Source organism: Paenibacillus sp. HW567 (assembly GCF_000374185.1).
Taxonomy (GTDB): domain Bacteria; phylum Bacillota; class Bacilli; order Paenibacillales; family Paenibacillaceae; genus Paenibacillus_AQ.
On sequence record NZ_KB910518.1, the window covers coordinates 5,687,364 to 5,705,543 of the forward strand.

An 18,180-nucleotide genomic window follows, 5' to 3' on the forward strand; every position below is an offset into this window, starting at 1 on the left:
ATGTGTGCAAATCCTCTAAATTTTTTTCTAATTTTATATTGCATTTCAGATGCAAAATGTGGATAATAGCAATAACAGTTGATAATGATTATCATTCTTGAGTAGCTTGACCCACTCATTTCACTATATTGTTAAAGGAGACTGAACACCTATGAGCGCAGCCACTACCCGGACAGCACTGACGGTTGACGATTACCTGGATCTGCTCAACCTTGCTGTTAAAGTTGGAGATTTGAAATGGCAAAAGGAGATCAAATCCAGATTGCAATATATACTCTGTCTGCAAACGAGATAACAGACCCGAAGCTGTGCCGCACTCCCGGATTATGGGAAGGCGGCTTTTTTTTGTTATCCGGGTATATTGCAAGCGCCAAGGAGCCGTAAGATGCTCACGGATATAGTATAATGATTAGCATAAAATGCCGAACCAAAGTTCACCTATAGATCGGAGCGTGCCAGCTTGAAAAAATGTATTGTTGTGTTCCTGATGCTCAGCCTTCTTTGGCTCCCGAATGTGTATGCTGCGGACATTCCCGCACAGCAAGGAATGGTCACCGACGAAGCCGGACTGCTTACGCAGCAGCAGGCGGCGGACATTACGGGGATCGCCACAGGGGACCGTTATACACTCCATGTGCTGACCGTGGATTCGCTGAACGGAGCCAAGGCTTCGGCCTATGCAACCAGTGTGTACCATTCCTGGAGGCTGTCCACGCGGGATATTCTCCTGCTAATTTCTGCCGGAGATCAGCAGATTGAGCTGAATTTCAATAACCCGGAGCTGCAGGGTTACATTGATTCCTGGTCGCAGAGCCAAGGCGGGACCGCAGGGAGTCCGGCAATCACAGGATTGCTGGATGCTTATTATATCCCCTATGCCAAGGCCGGCGATTTCGCCGGGGGCATCACCTCCATGATTAAGGAGGTGCACTCCCTTGGCAGCACCGGGAGCGGTGCGGGAAGCGGAACAGCTCCCGGCAGCGTTGGTGCTGGGAGCCAAGACAGTGGAGCCTCGGGGGGCTCAGGAAATCCGGGCAGCGGTGTTACCGGGAGTCAAGACGGCGGTACCACGGGGAGATCTGGCAGTTCAGGAAATCCGGGCAGCAGTGTTAACGGGAGTCAAGACGGCGGTGCCTCAGGTAGATCGGGGGGCTCAGGAAATCCGGGGGACGGCATTGGCGGTAGCCATGAGGCTCCCCGTTCAGGACCGGCGATGCTGACAATTGCCGCTATTGGGGCGGGAATCGTGCTGCTCTTCCTGATCTTGATCGTGCTGATCACCGGTCTGCGCCGCCGGGGGCAGCTAAGCAGACAGCAGGAGCAATTGGCTGACCTGCTTGTGCGGGCCAACCATGCCTTGGAAGCACTGCAGCCATTTCAGGGCATCGTTCAAGGCAAAACCGGAGAAATGGTTGAAGGCATCTCGAAACGGCTGTCGGCAATGCTTGTGGACATCTCCGCATTGCAGAGCTCCGGTCAGGACTCCCCGCCGCCATTCTACCGGCTGGGAGCACTTAAAGCAGCCCTCACGCAGCTACAGCAGACCGAAGCCGCCTTCCGCTCGGGTCTGGAGACAGAGGAGCAGGACATCGCCAGGATCAGCGATGCTGACCGCAACGTCAAGCAACGGATTACAGAGCTCAAAAAGGATGCACCCGAGCTGGATGTCCAGTTGCAAAGCGCAGTAAAGGAAACCGGGTACGAGCTAAAGGAAATTGCCGAGGATCTGAAGGAACTCGCAGAAGAAACGGCCAAAGCGGATGAATTGGAGCTCTTTGACCCGATTGCCGCGCAGGAGATGACGGATGAGGCTCAGGAGCGGCAGGATCAGATTGAGCAGGATTTGCGCGATGTCGATGCCTACGACGACAAACTAAATGAATTCCCCGGGGTGCTGGCAGCGGCGCGCAGCAAAATCGCCGCACTGATTGAACAGAACTCCCTGCACAATATGAAAGTGAAGCCTTATGACAGTCTGGAGCAGGCTTCCACCGCCGCGCAGACACTTGAAGCCCCGCTGCGCAGCGGCGATATGGATGAGGTGCGCAAAATCGGCGCCCAAATGGACGTTTATCTGGACGAAGCTGTCGCCATAACCGAGCGACAAGCGCTCATCCGCCAGAACAACCGCAGGGATCTGGAGACGGTCCGCAGCCGCTGGAGCGAGCTGACCCAGCAGCGCAATGAGCTGCAGAGCCGGATCGCCGAAGCCCGCAGCCGGTTCTCGGAGTTTCATCTAAGCAGTCTTGAGGACGTGCTGGAGGAAGCAGGAACGGAGCTGCGGCAGGGTGCCGGTGAAGTGCCGCAGATTGAAACGTGGACCAGTGATGCGCGCGGGGAATACGACAACGCCCGCAGCGGCCTCGACCGGCTGCTCAAGCTGCAGGAGGAGACCGCACAGAAATTCAGTAATGTCCGCGAGAGTCTTGGCACGCTGAGCAAGCGGCTGTCGGACATCACGCAGCTTCTGTCCGAAGGACAGGAACGGGCGGACGCGGCAGCGCGGCGGCTGCAGAGCAAGGGAATCGCCTCAAGGAGCCGCTTCCAGTACTCTTTGCTGCCCGAATATATTGAACTGCAGCAGCGGCTGTCCGACCGTCCTTACAACCTGGATGAGCTGGAGGCGGTTGGCCGCGCTTATGATGCAGGGATTTCTTCCTTTGTAGAGGAAGCGAACCGGCTTGTACGCCAGAAAGAGGAAGAGGAGCGTCAGGCACAGCTCGAGATGATGCGCGAACAGCAGCGCAGGGAGCAGGAGCGCAATCGCATGAACTCCTCCAACGCATTCGGCGGCGGGAATTCCTCCAGCGGGTCCTCCTGGAACAGCGGCGGACAATCATCCGGGGGCTCTTCCTGGGGCGGCGGAGGCAACTCAGGCGGAAATTCCTCCGGCGGCTCCAAATGGTAGTTGCAAGGCAGACAGACTAGACCACGTCGACTGTTTGCGCCCTTACAACGGCAGTTCCGGCCTCGACGCTCCCAGTAACGGCAGTTCTGCCGTTGTTGCGGCCAGTTCCGGCCTCGACGCTCCCATTAACGGCATTTCTGCCGCTGTTGGAGCCAGTTCCAGACTCGGCGCGCTCAATAACGGCAGTTCTGCCGCTGTTGCGGCCAGTTCCAGACTCGGCGCGCTCAATAACGGCAGTTCTGCCGTTGCTGAAGCCAGTTCCGGCCTCGACGCTCCCATTAACGGCAGTTCTGCCGTTGTTGCGGCCAGTTCCGGCCTCGACGCTCCCATTAACGGCAGAACTGCCGTTGTTGCGGCCAGCTCCGGCCTCGACGCTCCCAGCAACGGCAGTTCTGCCGCTGTTGAAGCCAGTTCCGGCCTCGACGCTCCCAGTAACGGCAGTTCTGCCGTTGTTGAAGCCAGTTCCCGCTTCGACGCCCCCAGCAGCGGCAGTTCTGCCGTTGTTGTTTTGCATCTCGGACTCCCTTCGAATGACTTGCATAACCGTTCAGCTAAGGTTAGACAATGTTAGCTTCATCCCATTATTGCTGCATCGCCTCAATGAAATGCCCAAATGCGGGGGATAGCCGGAGTTCCTTACGGTAGACCAGTTGTATATAGAATTTCTCCTGTTCCCCAGTCAGTGGGACGGCGGTCAAAATACCTGTCCGCAGTTCTTCCTCGATCGCATAACGCGGTAGAAAGGCCGTTCCCCACTGGTGCCGTACCGCCTGCTTGATCCCCTCAAGATTTCCGAACTCCATGTCTATGCATGGAGTAATTCCTGACTCTCTCAGCACATGCAGCAGTTGCTTCCGGTAGGTGCAGGACTCCTCCGTCAGCACAAGCGGCTCGCCCCCCAGTAGGGCAGGTGCTACCTTTTCCACTGCGGCCAACGGATGCTGCGGGTGAGTAACCACATATAATGGCTCCTGCCGCAGCGGCAGCGAGACCAGCTCCCCGGAGGCATACGGCACATCAAAGATCAGCCCGAAATCAGCCGACTTGTCTTTGACGGCCGCAATAATCCCTTCCTCGGAGCCGGGCTGGACCCGAAGCTGCACCTCCGGATACTGCGCTCTGTAGCTGTGCAGCCGGTGAGGCAGATAGTAGGCCGCAAGGGTCTCTATTGCGCCGATGCTCACTACGCCTCTGTCCCCTCCGGCGATGATCGCCTTCGCCTCTTCGCTGAGGGCCAGCATCTGCCGGGCGTAAGGCAGCAGATTATTGCCGGCAAAGGTCGGGATCATTCCTCTGCCGGAGCGTTCCAGCAGAATAGCCCCATACATCTCCTCAAGCTTGGCAATCTGTGCGGTTACGCTGGACTGGGCATAGCCCAGTTGCTCCGCCGCTCTTGTATAGCTCCCGCTGGACACCACCTCACAAAAGGTCCGCAAATAGGTTAATTCCATCTCAGCTTCTCCTATAATTATCGAAATTTTTGATATTTACTATTGATTACTATAGATAACTACAATTTAAAATTCATTATACAATATAACCAGCCCGATAACCGAGAGGAGAACGAGAGATGAACTCTAAGCCAAAATCCCAGGTGCTGGCTGCTCCCGCAGCGTCTCCAGCAGCCGCCCTGACTTATTTCTCAGCCAAAGGAGCCTACGAAACCGATGTTGCCGATGTGGCCTTTGATCTGCGTGAGGGAATAACCGGCTTTAGGCTGGTCGATGTCCGCGACACCACCTCCTACGAGGAGGCGCATCTGCCGGGAGCCCTCTCCCTGCCCTCCGGCCGGATAAGCAGCACCTCCCCGCAGTTCTCTGCCTCTGAGGTGCTGGTGCTCTACTGCTGGGGCCCCGCCTGCAATGGAGCCGGCAAGGCGGCAGCCCGGCTGGCAGCACAGGGCTATCAGGTGAAGGAGATGCTGGGGGGCATCGAATACTGGCGCAAGGAAGGCGGTCCGCTGGAAGGCACGCTCCGCGAGGAAGCACGGCTGTACTGGAAGATGCCGCCCATGTAAGTTCCCGCGTTAGCTGGCAGCCGCCACATCCGGGATGACAGGTACATCTCGGATGTTAAGAAGAAACGGCTTCGCTGTCCTCTGAAAGAGGCTATTTCAAGCTGAAAGAGGGGCCTCCTTAACCAAGGACGGCTCCCCTTTCAGCGCAAAAAAGACTTCGCCCCCAAGAGAAGCGAAGTCTTTTTCCAGAGCCACCGCATGCGGCAGCCCCATCTTTTTCAATGCTGATTTCCATGCTCTTCATCCAGAAATGGCTTATTCACATAGTAATACATCACGCCCATCAGCACCCCGCCGCCGATCAGATTACCGATGGTAACCGGTACCAGATTATGCAGGACACCAGCCCAAGAGATCGTGCCGGGATGATCCAGCACAAGCGCAATGGCGAATGTACACATATTAGCGATGCTGTGCTCATACCCGGAAATAAAGAAGCAGAAGACGAACAGCATCATGGCGAACATTTTGGCTCCGTCGCTTTTCATCGACATGGGAACGAAAAAGGCCAGGCACACCAGCCAGTTACATAGAATTGCCCGGAAGAACAACTGAAGTGTCGGAGCCTCCATCTTATGGGCGACCACACTCAGCAGAAACCCGTTCACGCTGGAGTCATAAAACAATCCCGTCAAAAAAATCAGCAGCGCAAATGCCGTAGCCCCCAGGATGTTGCCAATGTAGCTGACCACCCACATCCGCACAACCTGGGTCCATTGCAGCTTGCGTCTTAAGGCCGCATACGTGTAATAAAAGGTGTCCCCGGTAAACAAATCCCCGCCCCCATAGGAGATCAGAATGATGGCTGCGCCGAACGTAATTGCAGCCATCGGATACGTCATCGGCGAGTGCTCCATGTAGAAGAAGTTACCGGTCTTGAACGCTACGATTACGCCAAATCCGATGAACATACTGGCCAGCATGGCCCTGGCGATATAGCGGATAATACTTTGCTGATAGATCTTCTGTTTTTTGAGTGCCAATTTCTCAACCTGCAGCAGTGCCTCGTTCTCCATATGACCTCCGCATAAGCTTCTTATTTTCAGCGATTGAGCCTGATGTACAGCCTATTATACCCAATAAACCGCTGGAAATTGCTTGAACCACGGATGTTTAAAATTTGTGGAGATTCATGAAGAAATCCACCGCCGCCGGACTAGCTGTCTTTGCTCCGATCATTCAGCCTGGCGATTGACTCCGCCTTCTCACTGCTGGCTACGACGATAAGCACCAGTATTATGCACCCCAGAATCATCCGCTGATCCTCTCTTCCTCAAATGTCGCCTCAGTGACAACTTATGTGGAGGAGCGGGGGGTTATGAGTGCGGATTAATGTGCCTTGCTTAATGGGTGAGCGGTCTGAGCCGGAATATCGTAATGGACTGCTTCGGAAATTCATAGGCGAAATTGCAGCTCTCTGCCTGGAAGGACTTCGTCTTCGGTGAGACTTGCTCCGGCGCTTCGAAGCTGTTCTCTTCAGCAGGCAAGTACCCCGACATCTCAAATACTTCTCCCGTCACACCGTCCTTGCAGAAATCCTTCAGATGAATCTCGGCAGCTACGCACTCACCCTGAACGTTCACGATTTTCAAAATAGTATCCCCGGTAGCATGCTCTACGGTAGAGGAATAGTAGACCGGTTCGATCACCGGCAGCTTGTCTTCGGTTTCGTTAAACAGCACACCATCAATATAAGTGCGCACCGTTCTTCCGGATACCTGCAGCTCCAATTGATACTCTTTGTCCGTCTCTACCGAAAACATACTATGAGTCAGACAGGAGCCTCTGCCCGCCACTTTGGAACTGATAATGGAATCCTGATTTTGCCACCCGCTGATCTCCCAGAAAAGATGATTCGCATCATCCATTTTGCCAAAATGAATCACAAAACCTTTGTCGCCTCTGGTACGGACAGCTTTACAGCTTAAGGTGTAGCTGTTCCAGGCCGTAACCCCCAAATCCAAAAAGTCCGGCGCATCGGGCTGCCCTTCCTTGAAGCCAGGAGCCGTAGCCTCTCCCGCCAGGCTTTCATACTCTCTAACTTCACCAGTCACATTGTTGACTAGCCTAATCTCCGAGAAACGGGCCGAGCAGCCGTCTGCGTAAAGGATGATACCGCCTTCAATTGGCTTCTCCGGCGCTGCTTGCGCTTCTCCAAATCCGCTTGCCTCTACATGAAGCAATTGATCGCCTTGATGATTCATAAACAGCTTCTGCACGTAGTAATTCGGTGTTCCGAACACCTTATGGTTATTGAACCAGATCATATCAGGCTTCCAGTTCATATAATCCACATTGCACAGCATCGGGGCGTAGCAGGCCAAGCCGACCGCATGGGCGTTCTTCTCCAGGCCGGTCATAAACGCCGCCTCAACCAGCGCATTATAGTAGGTGTTGCCCCAAGAAGCATATTCCCCCAGGAACACTTTAGGCTCGTCAGCCTTAAAATGATCATACCGGTGATAGTTGGCCAGAAACCATTCCGGTGACTGGTAATAATGTTCATCTACCAGATCGGAACCATGCTCTTTGGCCGATTCCCAGCCCCGGTCATACACACCGCCTGCGGCGAACGGGCCGCTGGAGTTGATGACCTTCATATCCGGGTATTTGGCTTTTATGGCCCGGTGGAAATAAGGGTACCGTTCAAAGAAGGGTTCTCCCACTTCCTCATTGCCGATGCCGATATACTCCAGTCCAAAAGGCTCCGGGTGCCCAAGCTCTGCCCGCACCGCTCCCCATTCCGTAGAGATATCTCCAATGGCGAATTCTATCAAATCCAAGGCATCGTCAATCCAGGGTCCCAATTCCTCCAAGGGAACAATCCGCTGATGATGGGGGTCGTAGCCTCCCGGCAGCACCGGTATAGGCTTGGCCCCGATGTCCTCGCAGAATTGAAAATATTCATAATACCCCAGCCCCAAGGTCTGGTGGTACCCCCAGTTATTCCGTCTCGGGGGTCTCCCTGCAGGATCGCCCAGCGTATTCTTCCAACGGTACATGGAATCCCGGTCTTCAGGATTCAAGGACCCGTCATGCACCAGGCAGCCTCCCGGAAACCGCATGAATTTCGGCTTCATGTCTGCAAGCAGCTCCGCGATATCCGGGCGCAGCCCATTCGGCCGGTTCAGAAAGGTTTTCTCCGGAAACAGGGACACCATATCCACATAAAGCTTGCCCTTGCCTTGCGTGAGCATAACCAGCCGGCTGCTGTGATCTGTCGCCCGCGCAGTAAGCTTCACCTCATATTTCTTCCACTCGGAACAATTCACGGCAATGGCCGTCTCCGCATGGACGACGCCTTCCGTACTTTCAATAGAAATGACCACAGGCCCCTCTTCTCCAGCTTCCCGTCTTGCATACATGGAGAATAAATAGCTTTCGCCCTCCCGGACGGAAATGCCGCTGTTGAAGCCCAGGTTCATAATGCCCACGCCTAAGCCTTCCGCCAAGACATCAATAACGGCGTAATGCTCGTTGCGGAGATTGACCGGCTTGCTGTCCTCCACCGTTATTTCGCCCTTGCCGCCACCGCGTTCCACCTTCTCCCAAGCGGTCAGCGCATGGTAGTCCCGGTTATCAATAGGATCGAACTCGAAGGAGCGGTTGCGGACAAGCTCGGCATACAGCCCTCCGTCGGCGGCATGATTGAGATCTTCGAAGAAGATGCCGAACAGGTCTCCGGTAAGCGGGCCTCTCTTTTGAGTATGCACCCGTAGTGTTCCCTTTGCATTTGACATGATCGCAGGTCACCTTTCACATGGATATCTAATGATATGGTTAGAGTATAGATATCCCGGACCTGATCTTCAATAAGCTATTGAAGCGTAAAACTAACCTATTGTGCTTAATATCAATGCCACTATGCTAAAATTCCCGGTTGTGATTGTCTATATTTCAGGATTGATTTACAATCAAGAAAAACTGACTTATTCTCTTCCGGTGATAAAATATGATACGGCTGATATCTTGCGGATATAACTATGTTCATGAAGATGGAATCGTCATTAACCGGCCAAATGGAGCCGGGAATTACGCATTTGTGTTTTTTAAGAGCACATCTGAGCTTGTGCTGGACGGCAATCCGTGCATCGTGGAGAAGAACTCCTATGTCCTGATGAGCCCACATACCCCACACCTGTACCGGCACCTGGACAGGCCCTTTATTAATGATTGGTTTCACTGCTCCGGCAGCGGGGTAGAGTCCTTCCTGACTGAGATCGGCTTTCCCCTGGACAGGCCTATTCATGCAGAGGACCCCTTCATGATCACCAAATGTATAATGGACCTGAACAACCTCACCAGACAAAACAGCCCCTATAAGGACCGTATAGCGGACTGTGATCTGCAATCCCTTTTTATGAAACTGAACGATTTGCGGAACCGGACGGCTGCCCTTGATCAATCGAGCCGGTATTTGCTTCCTTTTTCTAAGCTGCGCAATGAGCTGTACAGCTCGCCCAACACTGCCTATACGGTAGAAATGCTTGCTTCAAGCGTGAACATGAGCAAATCCTATTTCCACCATATCTATAAGGAATTATTCGGATGCTCCGTCATAACAGATCTCATTAACGCGAGATTGGATTACGCCAAATATCTGCTGAACAACAGCACCTTTTCGGTAACGATGATCGCCAAAATGTGCGGATATGAAAACAGCACCCACTTCATGAGACAGTTTAAGAAATTCATCGGCCTTACGCCCAGCGAGTACAAAGCAGGACCACGGTCCGGCGCAAATAAAACATGATAGGTCAGTATTCCGCTGCAATAATCTATTGATCGGCCCTGGCCGGACACCTATACTTTGGATTGAATAGCTAATTTAAGCTCCAGCCCTTCTCGCTTCTTACAGGGAAGCCGGAAGGGCATGATTTGTGAAGGAGGCCTTTATCTTGACACGATATGATACTCAAAGCTCAGGTTATCTTTTGGTGCATTTCATCGGAGAGCAGCCTGACGGCGAACAGGTCTATTTCTCTTATAGCGAAGACGGCCTGCATTGGAAAGACCTGAACGCGGGTTTGCCGGTTCTGCGTTCGGAGCTCGGGGAAAAGGGCGTGAGAGACCCTTTCATCGTACGCTCGCCCAAGGACAATAAGTTCTATTTGATTGCCACGGATCTCCGCATTGCAAACGGAAAGGGCTGGGATACCGCGGTGAACGCCGGCAGCCGTGACGTGATTATCTGGGAGTCCCCCGACCTGGTGAACTGGTCTTCCCCCTGGTCCGTTACGCTTGGCATACCGGGTGCGGGCTGCGTCTGGGCTCCAGAAGCGATTTATGACGAAGCTGCAGAGGAGTTCCTGGTGTTCTGGGCCTCTGCCACCCAGGAGCCGCAGGAGCAAGAGCGGAAACATAAGATCTATAGCGCGCGTACCAAGGATTTCCGTAATTTTACAACCCCTGAAAAGTATATCGAACGGGAAAATCACATCATTGATACGACGATTATTGCCCAGGGCGGTGCTTACTACCGGTTCTCCAAGGACGAAACGACCAAGAATATCCGGGTGGAAAAGGGCGCCTCGCTGGATAAAGACGCCTTCGCCCCTCTGAGTGCCCCTGTTCTGGAGGACTTGTCGGGTGTTGAAGGCCCGCAGATCTTCAAGCTGGGCGGCCGTGAGGAATGGTGCCTGATTGTGGACCGCTTTGCGGAAGGAAAGGGATATCTCCCGCTGCTGATCTCCGACCTTGAGAGCGGTGACTTCCGGGTTCTGCCGGATGGAGCGTTCGATTTGGGCAAAAACAAAAAACGCCACGGCGGAGTCCTCCCCATTACCGAAGCGGAATGTTGCCGCCTTCTGGCGGCGTTTGGGGATGGACATCAAGTGCTGCCCGGGCAATTTGCCGACCCTGATCTGGCGAAGTTCGGCGGCCGCTATTACCTGTATCCGACAACGGACGGCTTCACGGGCTGGTCGGGTACGCAGTTTCATGTGTTCTCATCGGCTGATTTGCGTATATGGCGAAACGAAGGGATGATTCTCGATCTTGCAAGTGATGATGTCCCTTGGGCTGTCGGCAACGCTTGGGCTCCGGCCATCGCCTGCAAAGACGGTAAATATTTCTATTATTTCTGCGGCAAAATGAAAAACGGCGAGAGCGCCATAGGCGTTGCTGTTGCCGATGCTCCTGCCGGCCCGTTCCGCGCGCAGCCGGAGCCGCTGATTACTCTGGATCTGACGAAGCAGCTTGGGATTGCCATGGGGCAGGCCATTGACCCCTCCATTTATACGGAGGATGACGGTACAGCTTACCTGCTGTTTGGAAATGGACAACCCGCCATCGTGAAGCTCGGCGAAGATAGGGTATCCGTTATCGAGGACACAATGAGAAATCTTGAAGGCCTATACGACTTCCGGGAGGCAGTTACCGTTCTCAAGCGGGACGGGCTGTATCATTTCACCTGGTCCTGCGACGACACAGGCAGTGAGGATTACCATGTAAACTACGGTACGTCGGAGCATCTGTATGGCCCGGTAACTTACCGCTATCCGGTTCTTGCCAAGAATACGGAGAAGGACATGCTCGGCACCGCCCATCATTCGATTCTGCATGACCCGGACACCGGTCAATACTTTATTGCCTATCACCGGTTTGTTACGCCGTTATCCCGTTTCACGGAAGGAAAAGGCTATCATCGCGAAGTCTGCATTGATCCGCTCACCTTCGGCGAGGATGGGCTGATGAAGCAGGTGGAGTTGTAAAAAGAATACTTCCGGCATAAAAGGCCCACGCAAATCGCGTGGGCCTCTTGCTTGCTCTTAACGTATGGTTACTCTGGCTCTTGCCGTGTGACCGGACGGATCGAGCGTCCAGCCGGGCTTGCCGAAGTATGGAGTGCCGTCCGGGTTCCAAAGGAATCGCTGTACCCGGGCGTGACGGTTAGGATCATACAGCGGATCTCCGGTGATTTCCTTATAAGGACGGGCATGATAGATCAGAAGATCAGAGGAGCCATCCTCCGATACTGTGAAGCTGTTATGCCCTGGTCCGTACTCGGAAGCCTCCTCGTTGCTGACGAACACCGGCTCCTTCGATTTGGTCCATGAAGCGGGATCAAGCAGATCGCTTGCGTCCGGCGCCGATAACAGCCCCATACAATAACGGTCGTCTGTGCCGCTGGCAGAGTAGGCGATAAACACACGCCCCTTCCGTTTCAGCACGGCCGCCCCTTCATTTACGCGATGCCGCTGAATCTCCCAGTCGTATTCTGGAGCCGTAAGCTTCACTGGCTCGCTTGATATCGACCACGGCGTATCTATCCGGGCGATGTAGAGACAGGAATCCTCAATGATCTGCGCCCATACCAAATACCTGTGTCCATTATGCTCAAAGGTTGTTGCATCCAGCGAGAAGCTCTCGACCGGGAGCCCGATTCTCCCCTTCTCTACCCACGTTCCGGTAAGGGGGTTGTCATCTGCACACTCCAGCACATACGGACGAATGGCCCATTTGTCTTCCACAGAACCGGCAGCGAAGTATACGTACCATTTTCCTTCAATGTTATGAAGCTCGGGCGCCCAGATATGGTTGCCCATCTCTCCCTCTTCGTGCATGATCCAGATAACCGTCTCTTCAGCCGTTGACAGACCCGCTATCGTACGGGAGCGCCGGAGCACCAGCCGGTCATACTCCGGTACGGACCCTGTGAAATAATAATATCCGTCACTATGCTTCACCACATAAGGGTCGGCGCGATTGGGAACCAACGGGTTCGGATAATCATCCCCGATCACGGTCCCCTCCACCAGGAAGGTTCCCGGCTGTTCCATGCGCGACGGAGGGACAGGCTCCCATCTGACCGGAAAACGCCCGGCCCTCCCTCCCGCAAGCTCAACCTGGGCCGATCGGGGGAGCTCCAATGGCTCCCCGGCTGTAATGCTAATAGCGATTTCCGCAATTCCTGTAATTCTCATGATTTATTGTCACCTTTTTAATTGAATAGGATATGTTGATCATGAAAAGTATAGGCCGTTCTAATAGCGCAATCAATTGAATATCATCGCCAAAAACTGACTTATCGCGCTTTGTTGGATTGTGTTCCCGCTTAATCGGTAAGCGTGCCGATGTAGTAATGAATGGCTTTGAAATTTTTATCATAGAAAATAATAATGTAATCCTCAGGCTGTCCATTCAAAGCTTGATTGTCTTCTAATCGAATCGGGTAGTACGTATGCGTATAGCTGATGGCAGTCGATTGATAGGGATTAATCTGTTGTACAGCTTGATCCGCAGTGAAGTCTTTTCCGGCGGTTGCGAGATCAGATCTAGTCGTGAATGAAAAATAGGCTGCTTCAGGGTGTGTTTTCAGGTAATCCTTAAACGTGACATAATCCATTCGCAGACTGTCGTCATATTCCCGCAGCAAGGATACGCCTTCCTTGACCTGAACGGCTGTGCCATCCCATACAGGCGTATTGGGAGACGTGGTGATCCGTTGAGTAGCATAACTTGCAGGCTGAAGATTCTTATCGCGGAATACTACGGTTACGTAGTATTCTCCTTTTTTATCCAGTTGCCGAAGGTAGGCCAAATCCGAAAAAGGTTGGATGCCGATTCCATTTGAGCCTTGGATATCCGCCAGGGTAATTGGATTTTCCGTGAGATAGAAAGACATGAATGAAGTTTCACTTCTCAAGGTATAAGGATAATCCTGGTTATACACACCTATAGTTGTTCCATTGAGTTCCAGACCGCTTATCTGGATACCGGTGGACACCAACGAAAGGCTGCTGCCCAGCGGACCTGCATGCTTCATCGTCTCCAACTCATTAAGCGCCTTCTCCAGCTTGTCTTTATTAGTTTGGCTAACCTGGGCCTTCAATGAATCACTCAGTGCGGAATACGCGCTTGAAGCCCTCAGGATAGAGTTCTCTGCCCGCAGCGCGTCCGAATAACCCTGGATTTCATTAATTCTTTCCTCGGCGGCTTCGACGGCCAGTTGGTCACTGAGATGGACTTTTCCATTATAATAGCTGATTGCCTGCAAGGTCTTGTCGTAGAAGATAATTGTGTACTCCTGCTCAATATTAGTTTTCAGATCCTTCCACACCTCAACAGCTAACGGGATATCATCTACCGGCTGGGGATAATAATAAGTCTCTACTACCCGGATACGCTTTTGGTTATACAGTCTGAGCGAATAAGAGAGAAGCTTACTCAATTCATAATTGGAGGCAACCGTGTCCAAGTACTTTGGAGTAATCGTGTAATAAGCCGCCTCTGCATTCTGAGCAAAAACATTCGAAACATCTATAATGTCGGAATATTTTGCACTCCCGTCAATCATTTGCTTATCCCGCTCAATCGTTACGCCACTTGCCAGCTTTGTAAAATTAGCTGCGTAACCGGTAAGTGAAGGGGGGAAATTCACCTTTTGGGTGCTGTAGCCGACTGCCCCTTCCTTCCCCCTGAACACAAGCGTCACATATTGGTCTCCGCCTGTTCCGAAATAATCGTTATACACTGTCATTGTATAGATTGGATTGGACCGGTACACAAGGGTACTCTTAGTTGAGTAAGCTCTTCTATTGTTAAGTTCCCACCTTAGATCTCTTTCATTAACAGGTGTGGAAGTAATATAGTAGGAAACGGTGCTTGCGCTTTTAAGAATAGACTCAGGAATAGAACTAACATCAAACTGTAAGTACACGGCATTCCTTACCGTTGCATCTGGAGAAGCAATAATATAGGTTTGAAGCAGCGGGATTTCTTTAACCGGCGATGTCGGCACTGGTGTGGCCGTTGATGCCGGAGTTGCGGTTGGAACTGGTGTCGGAGCTACGGTTGGTGTGGGAGCGGGTGTAGCTACGCTTCCCCCTCCTCCGCCGCCTCCGCCAATGATCACTGCCGGTGTTGGCGTGGCAGAAGCCGTCGCAATAACCAAAGAATCCTTTTGCGGACCTTCTACGGAGAGGGGTTTGGTGTTAAACGAAGAGCCTTTCGCTCCGTCATTAAGCACCGCTGTCTCCACTTGACCGGCTCCAGTCACTTTGGTGAACGCATCCAGCACCGCTTTGGTTACCTTAGTTCCACTCGCCATATCTACGGAGGAATTGGCCGCACCTGTACCGATACTAAGGGCTGCCACTGAACCTTTAGCCAACTGCATGACGGCTTTGGCGTTAATATTTACAGTATCAAATACCCCGGACAGGACAACAGGACCGCTGGAAGTAAAGTCCTGTTCAACCGAAACATTAGTGAAGCCTGCACCTGTAGCCCCGCTTTCCTCCAGCTTTACCGGAGTCTGTGCCTTCACCTGCTTCACAGTGGTCGTGCCTTCAGCCACCAACCGGACTGCTCCGCCGGCTTTGTTCACAACCACATCTCCCAGTTCGGAGTTAATGAAGTGAAGAGAGTCGCCTCCCCCTCCCTTGACAGTAGTAGTGCCACGCACGGTAACGTTCTTCAAAGTCACGTCTCCATTGCCGATTCCGGCATCCAGCAGGAGATTACCCACAATCGTCACGTTCTGGAGGGTAACTCCGGCGGCGGAGATAACTACAGTCTCGGTGGTCTCACGATGCTGTTCGTCAGTTCCTCCATAAACGCCTGAATGATCATAAATCTCTCCATCGCCGCTCACTTGCAGCATCGGCTCAATCAGAGTTACCGCTTCGGCCCGGGTCAATGACCGTTTGGGTTTAAAGGTTCCGTCCGGGTAGCCCTTCATATAACTGGCATTTATAGCAGCAGCAACACTGCCTGCACTCCATGCCGCAACCTCCCCGCGATCGCTGAAGCCAGCCAGCGTCTCTGTTGTATTTTCTGGTAATTCCAATTTCAACAGCTTGCCCACGATAACTGCCGCCTCCTGGCGGGTAATCTGTGCATTGGGACGCGCTTCGTTGTTATAGCCCTGAATATAGCCTGCCCCAACGGCCATAGCCACCTCTTTGTAGGCCCAACTGGTGGAACTGACATCAGAGAACGTTATTTTAGGGACTTCTTTCTTATCAAATAAACTAGCAATCTCAAAAGAGCGGTTTACAATCGCCATAAACTCCGCTCTGGTTATGGATTGATCAGGTTTTACCGATCCATTTTCAAACCCTTTCAGCAAGCCCTTGTCCAGCCATTTCTCAATCGTATTCTGGGCCCAGTGGCCTTCATAATCCTTCACCGTTTCAGCCGCCGCTGCGCCCGCACCCATCGAACCCAACAGCATGCTTATTCCCAGTGCACCCGTCAACAATCCGCGAAATATCCTGCCCATTTCCTGTCCCTCCCAGTTATATGCGTTCATTATGTAACCTTCAGCCTGCGCAAATGGAAACATTACCATATTATCCTATACAAATATATCAGCACACTGCAAAATTCTCAATCAATAGAAATAGAGGCACACGAAGAAACGCCAAAAAAGCCTGCCAAAAGCTAAGCAGGCTTGTCCGGTTTATGGGTGATCGGCTAATCCAAAGTCCTCAGTTCAAGAAGCTGCTTAGTCCGCTGTCGGCTTCAGCCTGCTTCAAGGCCTGCGGCTGCGAGGCTTCATTTAAGCCCAGGCGGTTGTTAAGCTGCGTGTTGATGGTCGTCATTTTGGACGTATAATCCTGGCAGCTCTCGATAATACGGCGGTTGGACTGCTCGGAGGTATCCAGCGCACTCAGCAGATCGCCAATGGCCTGATTGACCGCTTCGAGCGACATGGACGGCTTGGAGAGCAGCTCCGTCGTTTTCTCGGTAGTCGTACGCAGCAGGCGTGCATTTTCCTTGAACTGATCCTCAATGGTCTTATTCGTCGCTTCCACGGCAGAAATAACATTCTCCTGATCGGCTAGAGACATGGCAATCATCGCAGATACGGTGATCAGGTTGGAGGTCTTATCAATAGCGTTGTTAACGGAATCAATCAGCTTGTCGTTGTTGTCGTTGATAATATCTGTAGCGGCAATCGCCTGATTGTAGAGCAGAATCATCTCCGTCATAGACTGGATACGCACCATAACCTTGCGCAGTCCGCGCTCCAGATACGCCTTGCGGAACTCATTCTCCGGCTTCGCAATTTCAACCTCGAACAGCTCCTTCAGCTTGTTGCCGAAGGCAATTTTGGTCTGAAGATTATAAATCTCCTCCATCGAAGTGCGTTTGAGCTGCCGCATATTGACAATGCTCTCTTCAAGCGTGTCGCGGCCATCCCGCAGCCCGGTTACAATAGAGTCGATGTTGGTGCGGACCGACTGATATTTGTAGACGTAATTTTTGAGCGGACTCTTGCGCAGCATTTTCCCGAAAAAGCTGACATTCTTGCTCTGCTGCAACGTCTCGCACTCATTGCGTAGCTTCATAATCATATTCGGCACCTCCACACGCTTGCCGGACATCAGATCATTTACCGGGCGGTCGAGCAGCTTCAGCGTCTGTCCCGCCTTTTCCTGCGTCTTCACCCCAAGCTTGCCAATATCATCCATCAGGGAATCCAGAGCAACAGTATCCGTCTTGGCGACCTTCTCAATTAGCTGTGAGGCTTCCTGGACTACCTTCTGCTCATCTTCTTTTTTAAGCTCAATCAACTGCGTGGACATGGGTTTCCCTCCTCCTATAATTCGGAACTGCTGTACCGCTGATGAATCAGTTCCGCCTTGGTCTGAAGTTCCATCAGGTCTTTATGCTCGATCGTTGAGGCGATCTCCGATATTTTGGAGTCAACATCGCGCAGACCGTTCAGCAGCATTCTCCGGTTTCTTGTTTTGGCTTCTCCTCCCAGACGCAGGAACGGGTTGATCACACCATTCAGATCCTTCAGCACCAGTCTTCGGACCGTGTGATTAATCTCGGCATTGCCCAGCTCCTGCAGCAGCGGAAGCACACGCTGGAGCCTGGCGAAGAGCGCCAGGGACTTCTCGACAATCTCATTGTCCAGTGTATCCTTCCGCCCCTCAGAGATAATCATATCCTCCAGAATGCTCAGATACTCTACCACCGGAGCGAATTCCGCTCCAAGCTTAATCTCGGAGCCGCCTCTGCCGGCCAGATCATGTCCGCCTGCGGCGGTGCCTGCATTAGCGGCACGCTCCTGTACAGAACTGCCCGCTGCCGGAGCAATCGCCGCAGGCTCCTGACCGGCGGGAAGAATTTCCGCCGGAAGGTTACTTTTGGTGCGGTTGCCGCCCACAATTGCAGCACCAGCTCCGGCAACCGGCAGCAGCAGAGAAATCACTTCGGGCACAAAAGCACTCGTCACCAGGGCAACAACATAGCCGGCACCGGCGTACAGCAATACTTTCCATTTCGCTTGCATTGT

13 protein-coding genes are annotated in these 18,180 nt (G+C 52.8%); 5 read left to right on the forward strand and 8 right to left on the reverse strand.

Features of this window, described 5'->3' with window-relative positions:
• Positions 1-151 precede the first annotated feature (151 nt).
• Together B212_RS35110 and B212_RS0125330 are read left to right on the forward strand one after the other, a co-directional pair.
• A complete protein-coding gene (locus B212_RS35110; protein WP_198015888.1) occupies positions 152-295 on the forward strand; it encodes a hypothetical protein in 144 nt (47 codons plus the stop codon).
• A gap of 165 nt (positions 296-460) precedes the next feature.
• The gene (locus B212_RS0125330) at positions 461-2,908 is read left to right on the forward strand and encodes a septation ring formation regulator EzrA (protein WP_028531040.1); all 2,448 of its coding nucleotides are present in this window, start codon (positions 461-463) and stop codon (positions 2,906-2,908) included.
• Positions 2,909-2,924: 16 nt separating this feature from the next.
• Here the strand turns inward: B212_RS0125330 and B212_RS0125335 are convergent, their stop codons facing one another.
• Both B212_RS0125335 and B212_RS0125340 read right to left on the reverse strand, forming a co-directional pair.
• On the reverse strand, positions 2,925-3,422 hold the full coding sequence (locus B212_RS0125335; protein WP_019914030.1) for a hypothetical protein: 498 nt from the start codon (positions 3,420-3,422) through the stop codon (positions 2,925-2,927).
• 67 nt (positions 3,423-3,489) lie between these two features.
• Complete coding sequence (locus B212_RS0125340; protein WP_019914031.1) at positions 3,490-4,359, reverse strand: LysR family transcriptional regulator; 870 nt, start codon at positions 4,357-4,359, stop codon at positions 3,490-3,492.
• A 119-nt stretch (positions 4,360-4,478) separates the two neighbouring features.
• Between B212_RS0125340 and B212_RS0125345 the strand changes: the two genes are divergently transcribed.
• Positions 4,479-4,925: a rhodanese-like domain-containing protein gene (locus B212_RS0125345; RefSeq protein ID WP_019914032.1), complete on the forward strand. Its 447-nt coding sequence runs from the start codon at positions 4,479-4,481 to the stop codon at positions 4,923-4,925.
• A gap of 218 nt (positions 4,926-5,143) precedes the next feature.
• On the opposite strand, the gene B212_RS0125355 is transcribed toward B212_RS0125345, so the two are convergent.
• Positions 5,144-5,941: a formate/nitrite transporter family protein gene (locus B212_RS0125355; protein WP_019914034.1), complete on the reverse strand. Its 798-nt coding sequence runs from the start codon at positions 5,939-5,941 to the stop codon at positions 5,144-5,146.
• Between the two features lie 327 nt (positions 5,942-6,268).
• Positions 6,269-8,665: an alpha-L-arabinofuranosidase C-terminal domain-containing protein gene (locus B212_RS0125365; protein WP_019914036.1), complete on the reverse strand. Its 2,397-nt coding sequence runs from the start codon at positions 8,663-8,665 to the stop codon at positions 6,269-6,271.
• 212 nt (positions 8,666-8,877) lie between these two features.
• On the opposite strand from B212_RS0125365, the gene B212_RS0125370 reads away from it, so the two are divergent.
• Entirely contained in the window at positions 8,878-9,678 is an 801-nt protein-coding gene (locus B212_RS0125370) for a helix-turn-helix domain-containing protein (RefSeq protein WP_019914037.1), read from the forward strand.
• Between the two features lie 145 nt (positions 9,679-9,823).
• Positions 9,824-11,638 carry a family 43 glycosylhydrolase gene (locus tag B212_RS0125375; RefSeq protein ID WP_019914038.1) on the forward strand — a complete coding sequence of 605 codons (1,815 nt, stop codon included), beginning with the start codon at positions 9,824-9,826 and terminating at the stop codon, positions 11,636-11,638.
• A gap of 57 nt (positions 11,639-11,695) precedes the next feature.
• Here B212_RS0125375 and B212_RS0125380 read toward each other — a convergent pair whose 3' ends face one another.
• The 4 genes from B212_RS0125380 to B212_RS0125395 form a co-directional block, all read right to left on the reverse strand.
• Entirely contained in the window at positions 11,696-12,850 is a 1,155-nt protein-coding gene (locus B212_RS0125380) for a family 43 glycosylhydrolase (RefSeq protein WP_019914039.1), read from the reverse strand.
• Between the two features lie 131 nt (positions 12,851-12,981).
• A complete protein-coding gene (locus B212_RS33455) occupies positions 12,982-16,152 on the reverse strand; it encodes an S-layer homology domain-containing protein (protein WP_198015889.1) in 3,171 nt (1,056 codons plus the stop codon).
• Between the two features lie 208 nt (positions 16,153-16,360).
• The gene (locus tag B212_RS0125390; RefSeq protein ID WP_019914042.1) at positions 16,361-17,461 is read right to left on the reverse strand and encodes a toxic anion resistance protein; all 1,101 of its coding nucleotides are present in this window, start codon (positions 17,459-17,461) and stop codon (positions 16,361-16,363) included.
• Between the two features lie 14 nt (positions 17,462-17,475).
• Positions 17,476-18,177, reverse strand: coding sequence for a hypothetical protein (locus B212_RS0125395; protein ID WP_019914043.1), 702 nt, complete (start codon positions 18,175-18,177; stop codon positions 17,476-17,478).
• Positions 18,178-18,180: the final 3 nt, after the last annotated feature.

Bases quoted from the DNA above. Each gene is read 5' to 3' on its own strand.
- B212_RS35110 (WP_198015888.1), top strand. From the start codon at position 152: ATGAGCGCAGCCACTACCCGGACAGCACTGACGGTTGACGATTACCTG.
- B212_RS0125335 (WP_019914030.1), bottom strand. From the start codon at position 3,422: ATGCAAAACAACAACGGCAGAACTGCCGCTGCTGGGGGCGTCGAAGCG.
- B212_RS0125340 (WP_019914031.1), bottom strand. From the start codon at position 4,359: ATGGAATTAACCTATTTGCGGACCTTTTGTGAGGTGGTGTCCAGCGGG.
- B212_RS0125345 (WP_019914032.1), top strand. From the start codon at position 4,479: ATGAACTCTAAGCCAAAATCCCAGGTGCTGGCTGCTCCCGCAGCGTCT.
- B212_RS0125355 (WP_019914034.1), bottom strand. From the start codon at position 5,941: ATGGAGAACGAGGCACTGCTGCAGGTTGAGAAATTGGCACTCAAAAAA.
- B212_RS0125365 (WP_019914036.1), bottom strand. From the start codon at position 8,665: ATGTCAAATGCAAAGGGAACACTACGGGTGCATACTCAAAAGAGAGGC.
- B212_RS0125370 (WP_019914037.1), top strand. From the start codon at position 8,878: ATGATACGGCTGATATCTTGCGGATATAACTATGTTCATGAAGATGGA.
- B212_RS0125380 (WP_019914039.1), bottom strand. From the start codon at position 12,850: ATGAGAATTACAGGAATTGCGGAAATCGCTATTAGCATTACAGCCGGG.
- B212_RS33455 (WP_198015889.1), bottom strand. From the start codon at position 16,152: ATGGGCAGGATATTTCGCGGATTGTTGACGGGTGCACTGGGAATAAGC.
- B212_RS0125390 (WP_019914042.1), bottom strand. From the start codon at position 17,461: ATGTCCACGCAGTTGATTGAGCTTAAAAAAGAAGATGAGCAGAAGGTA.
- B212_RS0125395 (WP_019914043.1), bottom strand. From the start codon at position 18,177: ATGCAAGCGAAATGGAAAGTATTGCTGTACGCCGGTGCCGGCTATGTT.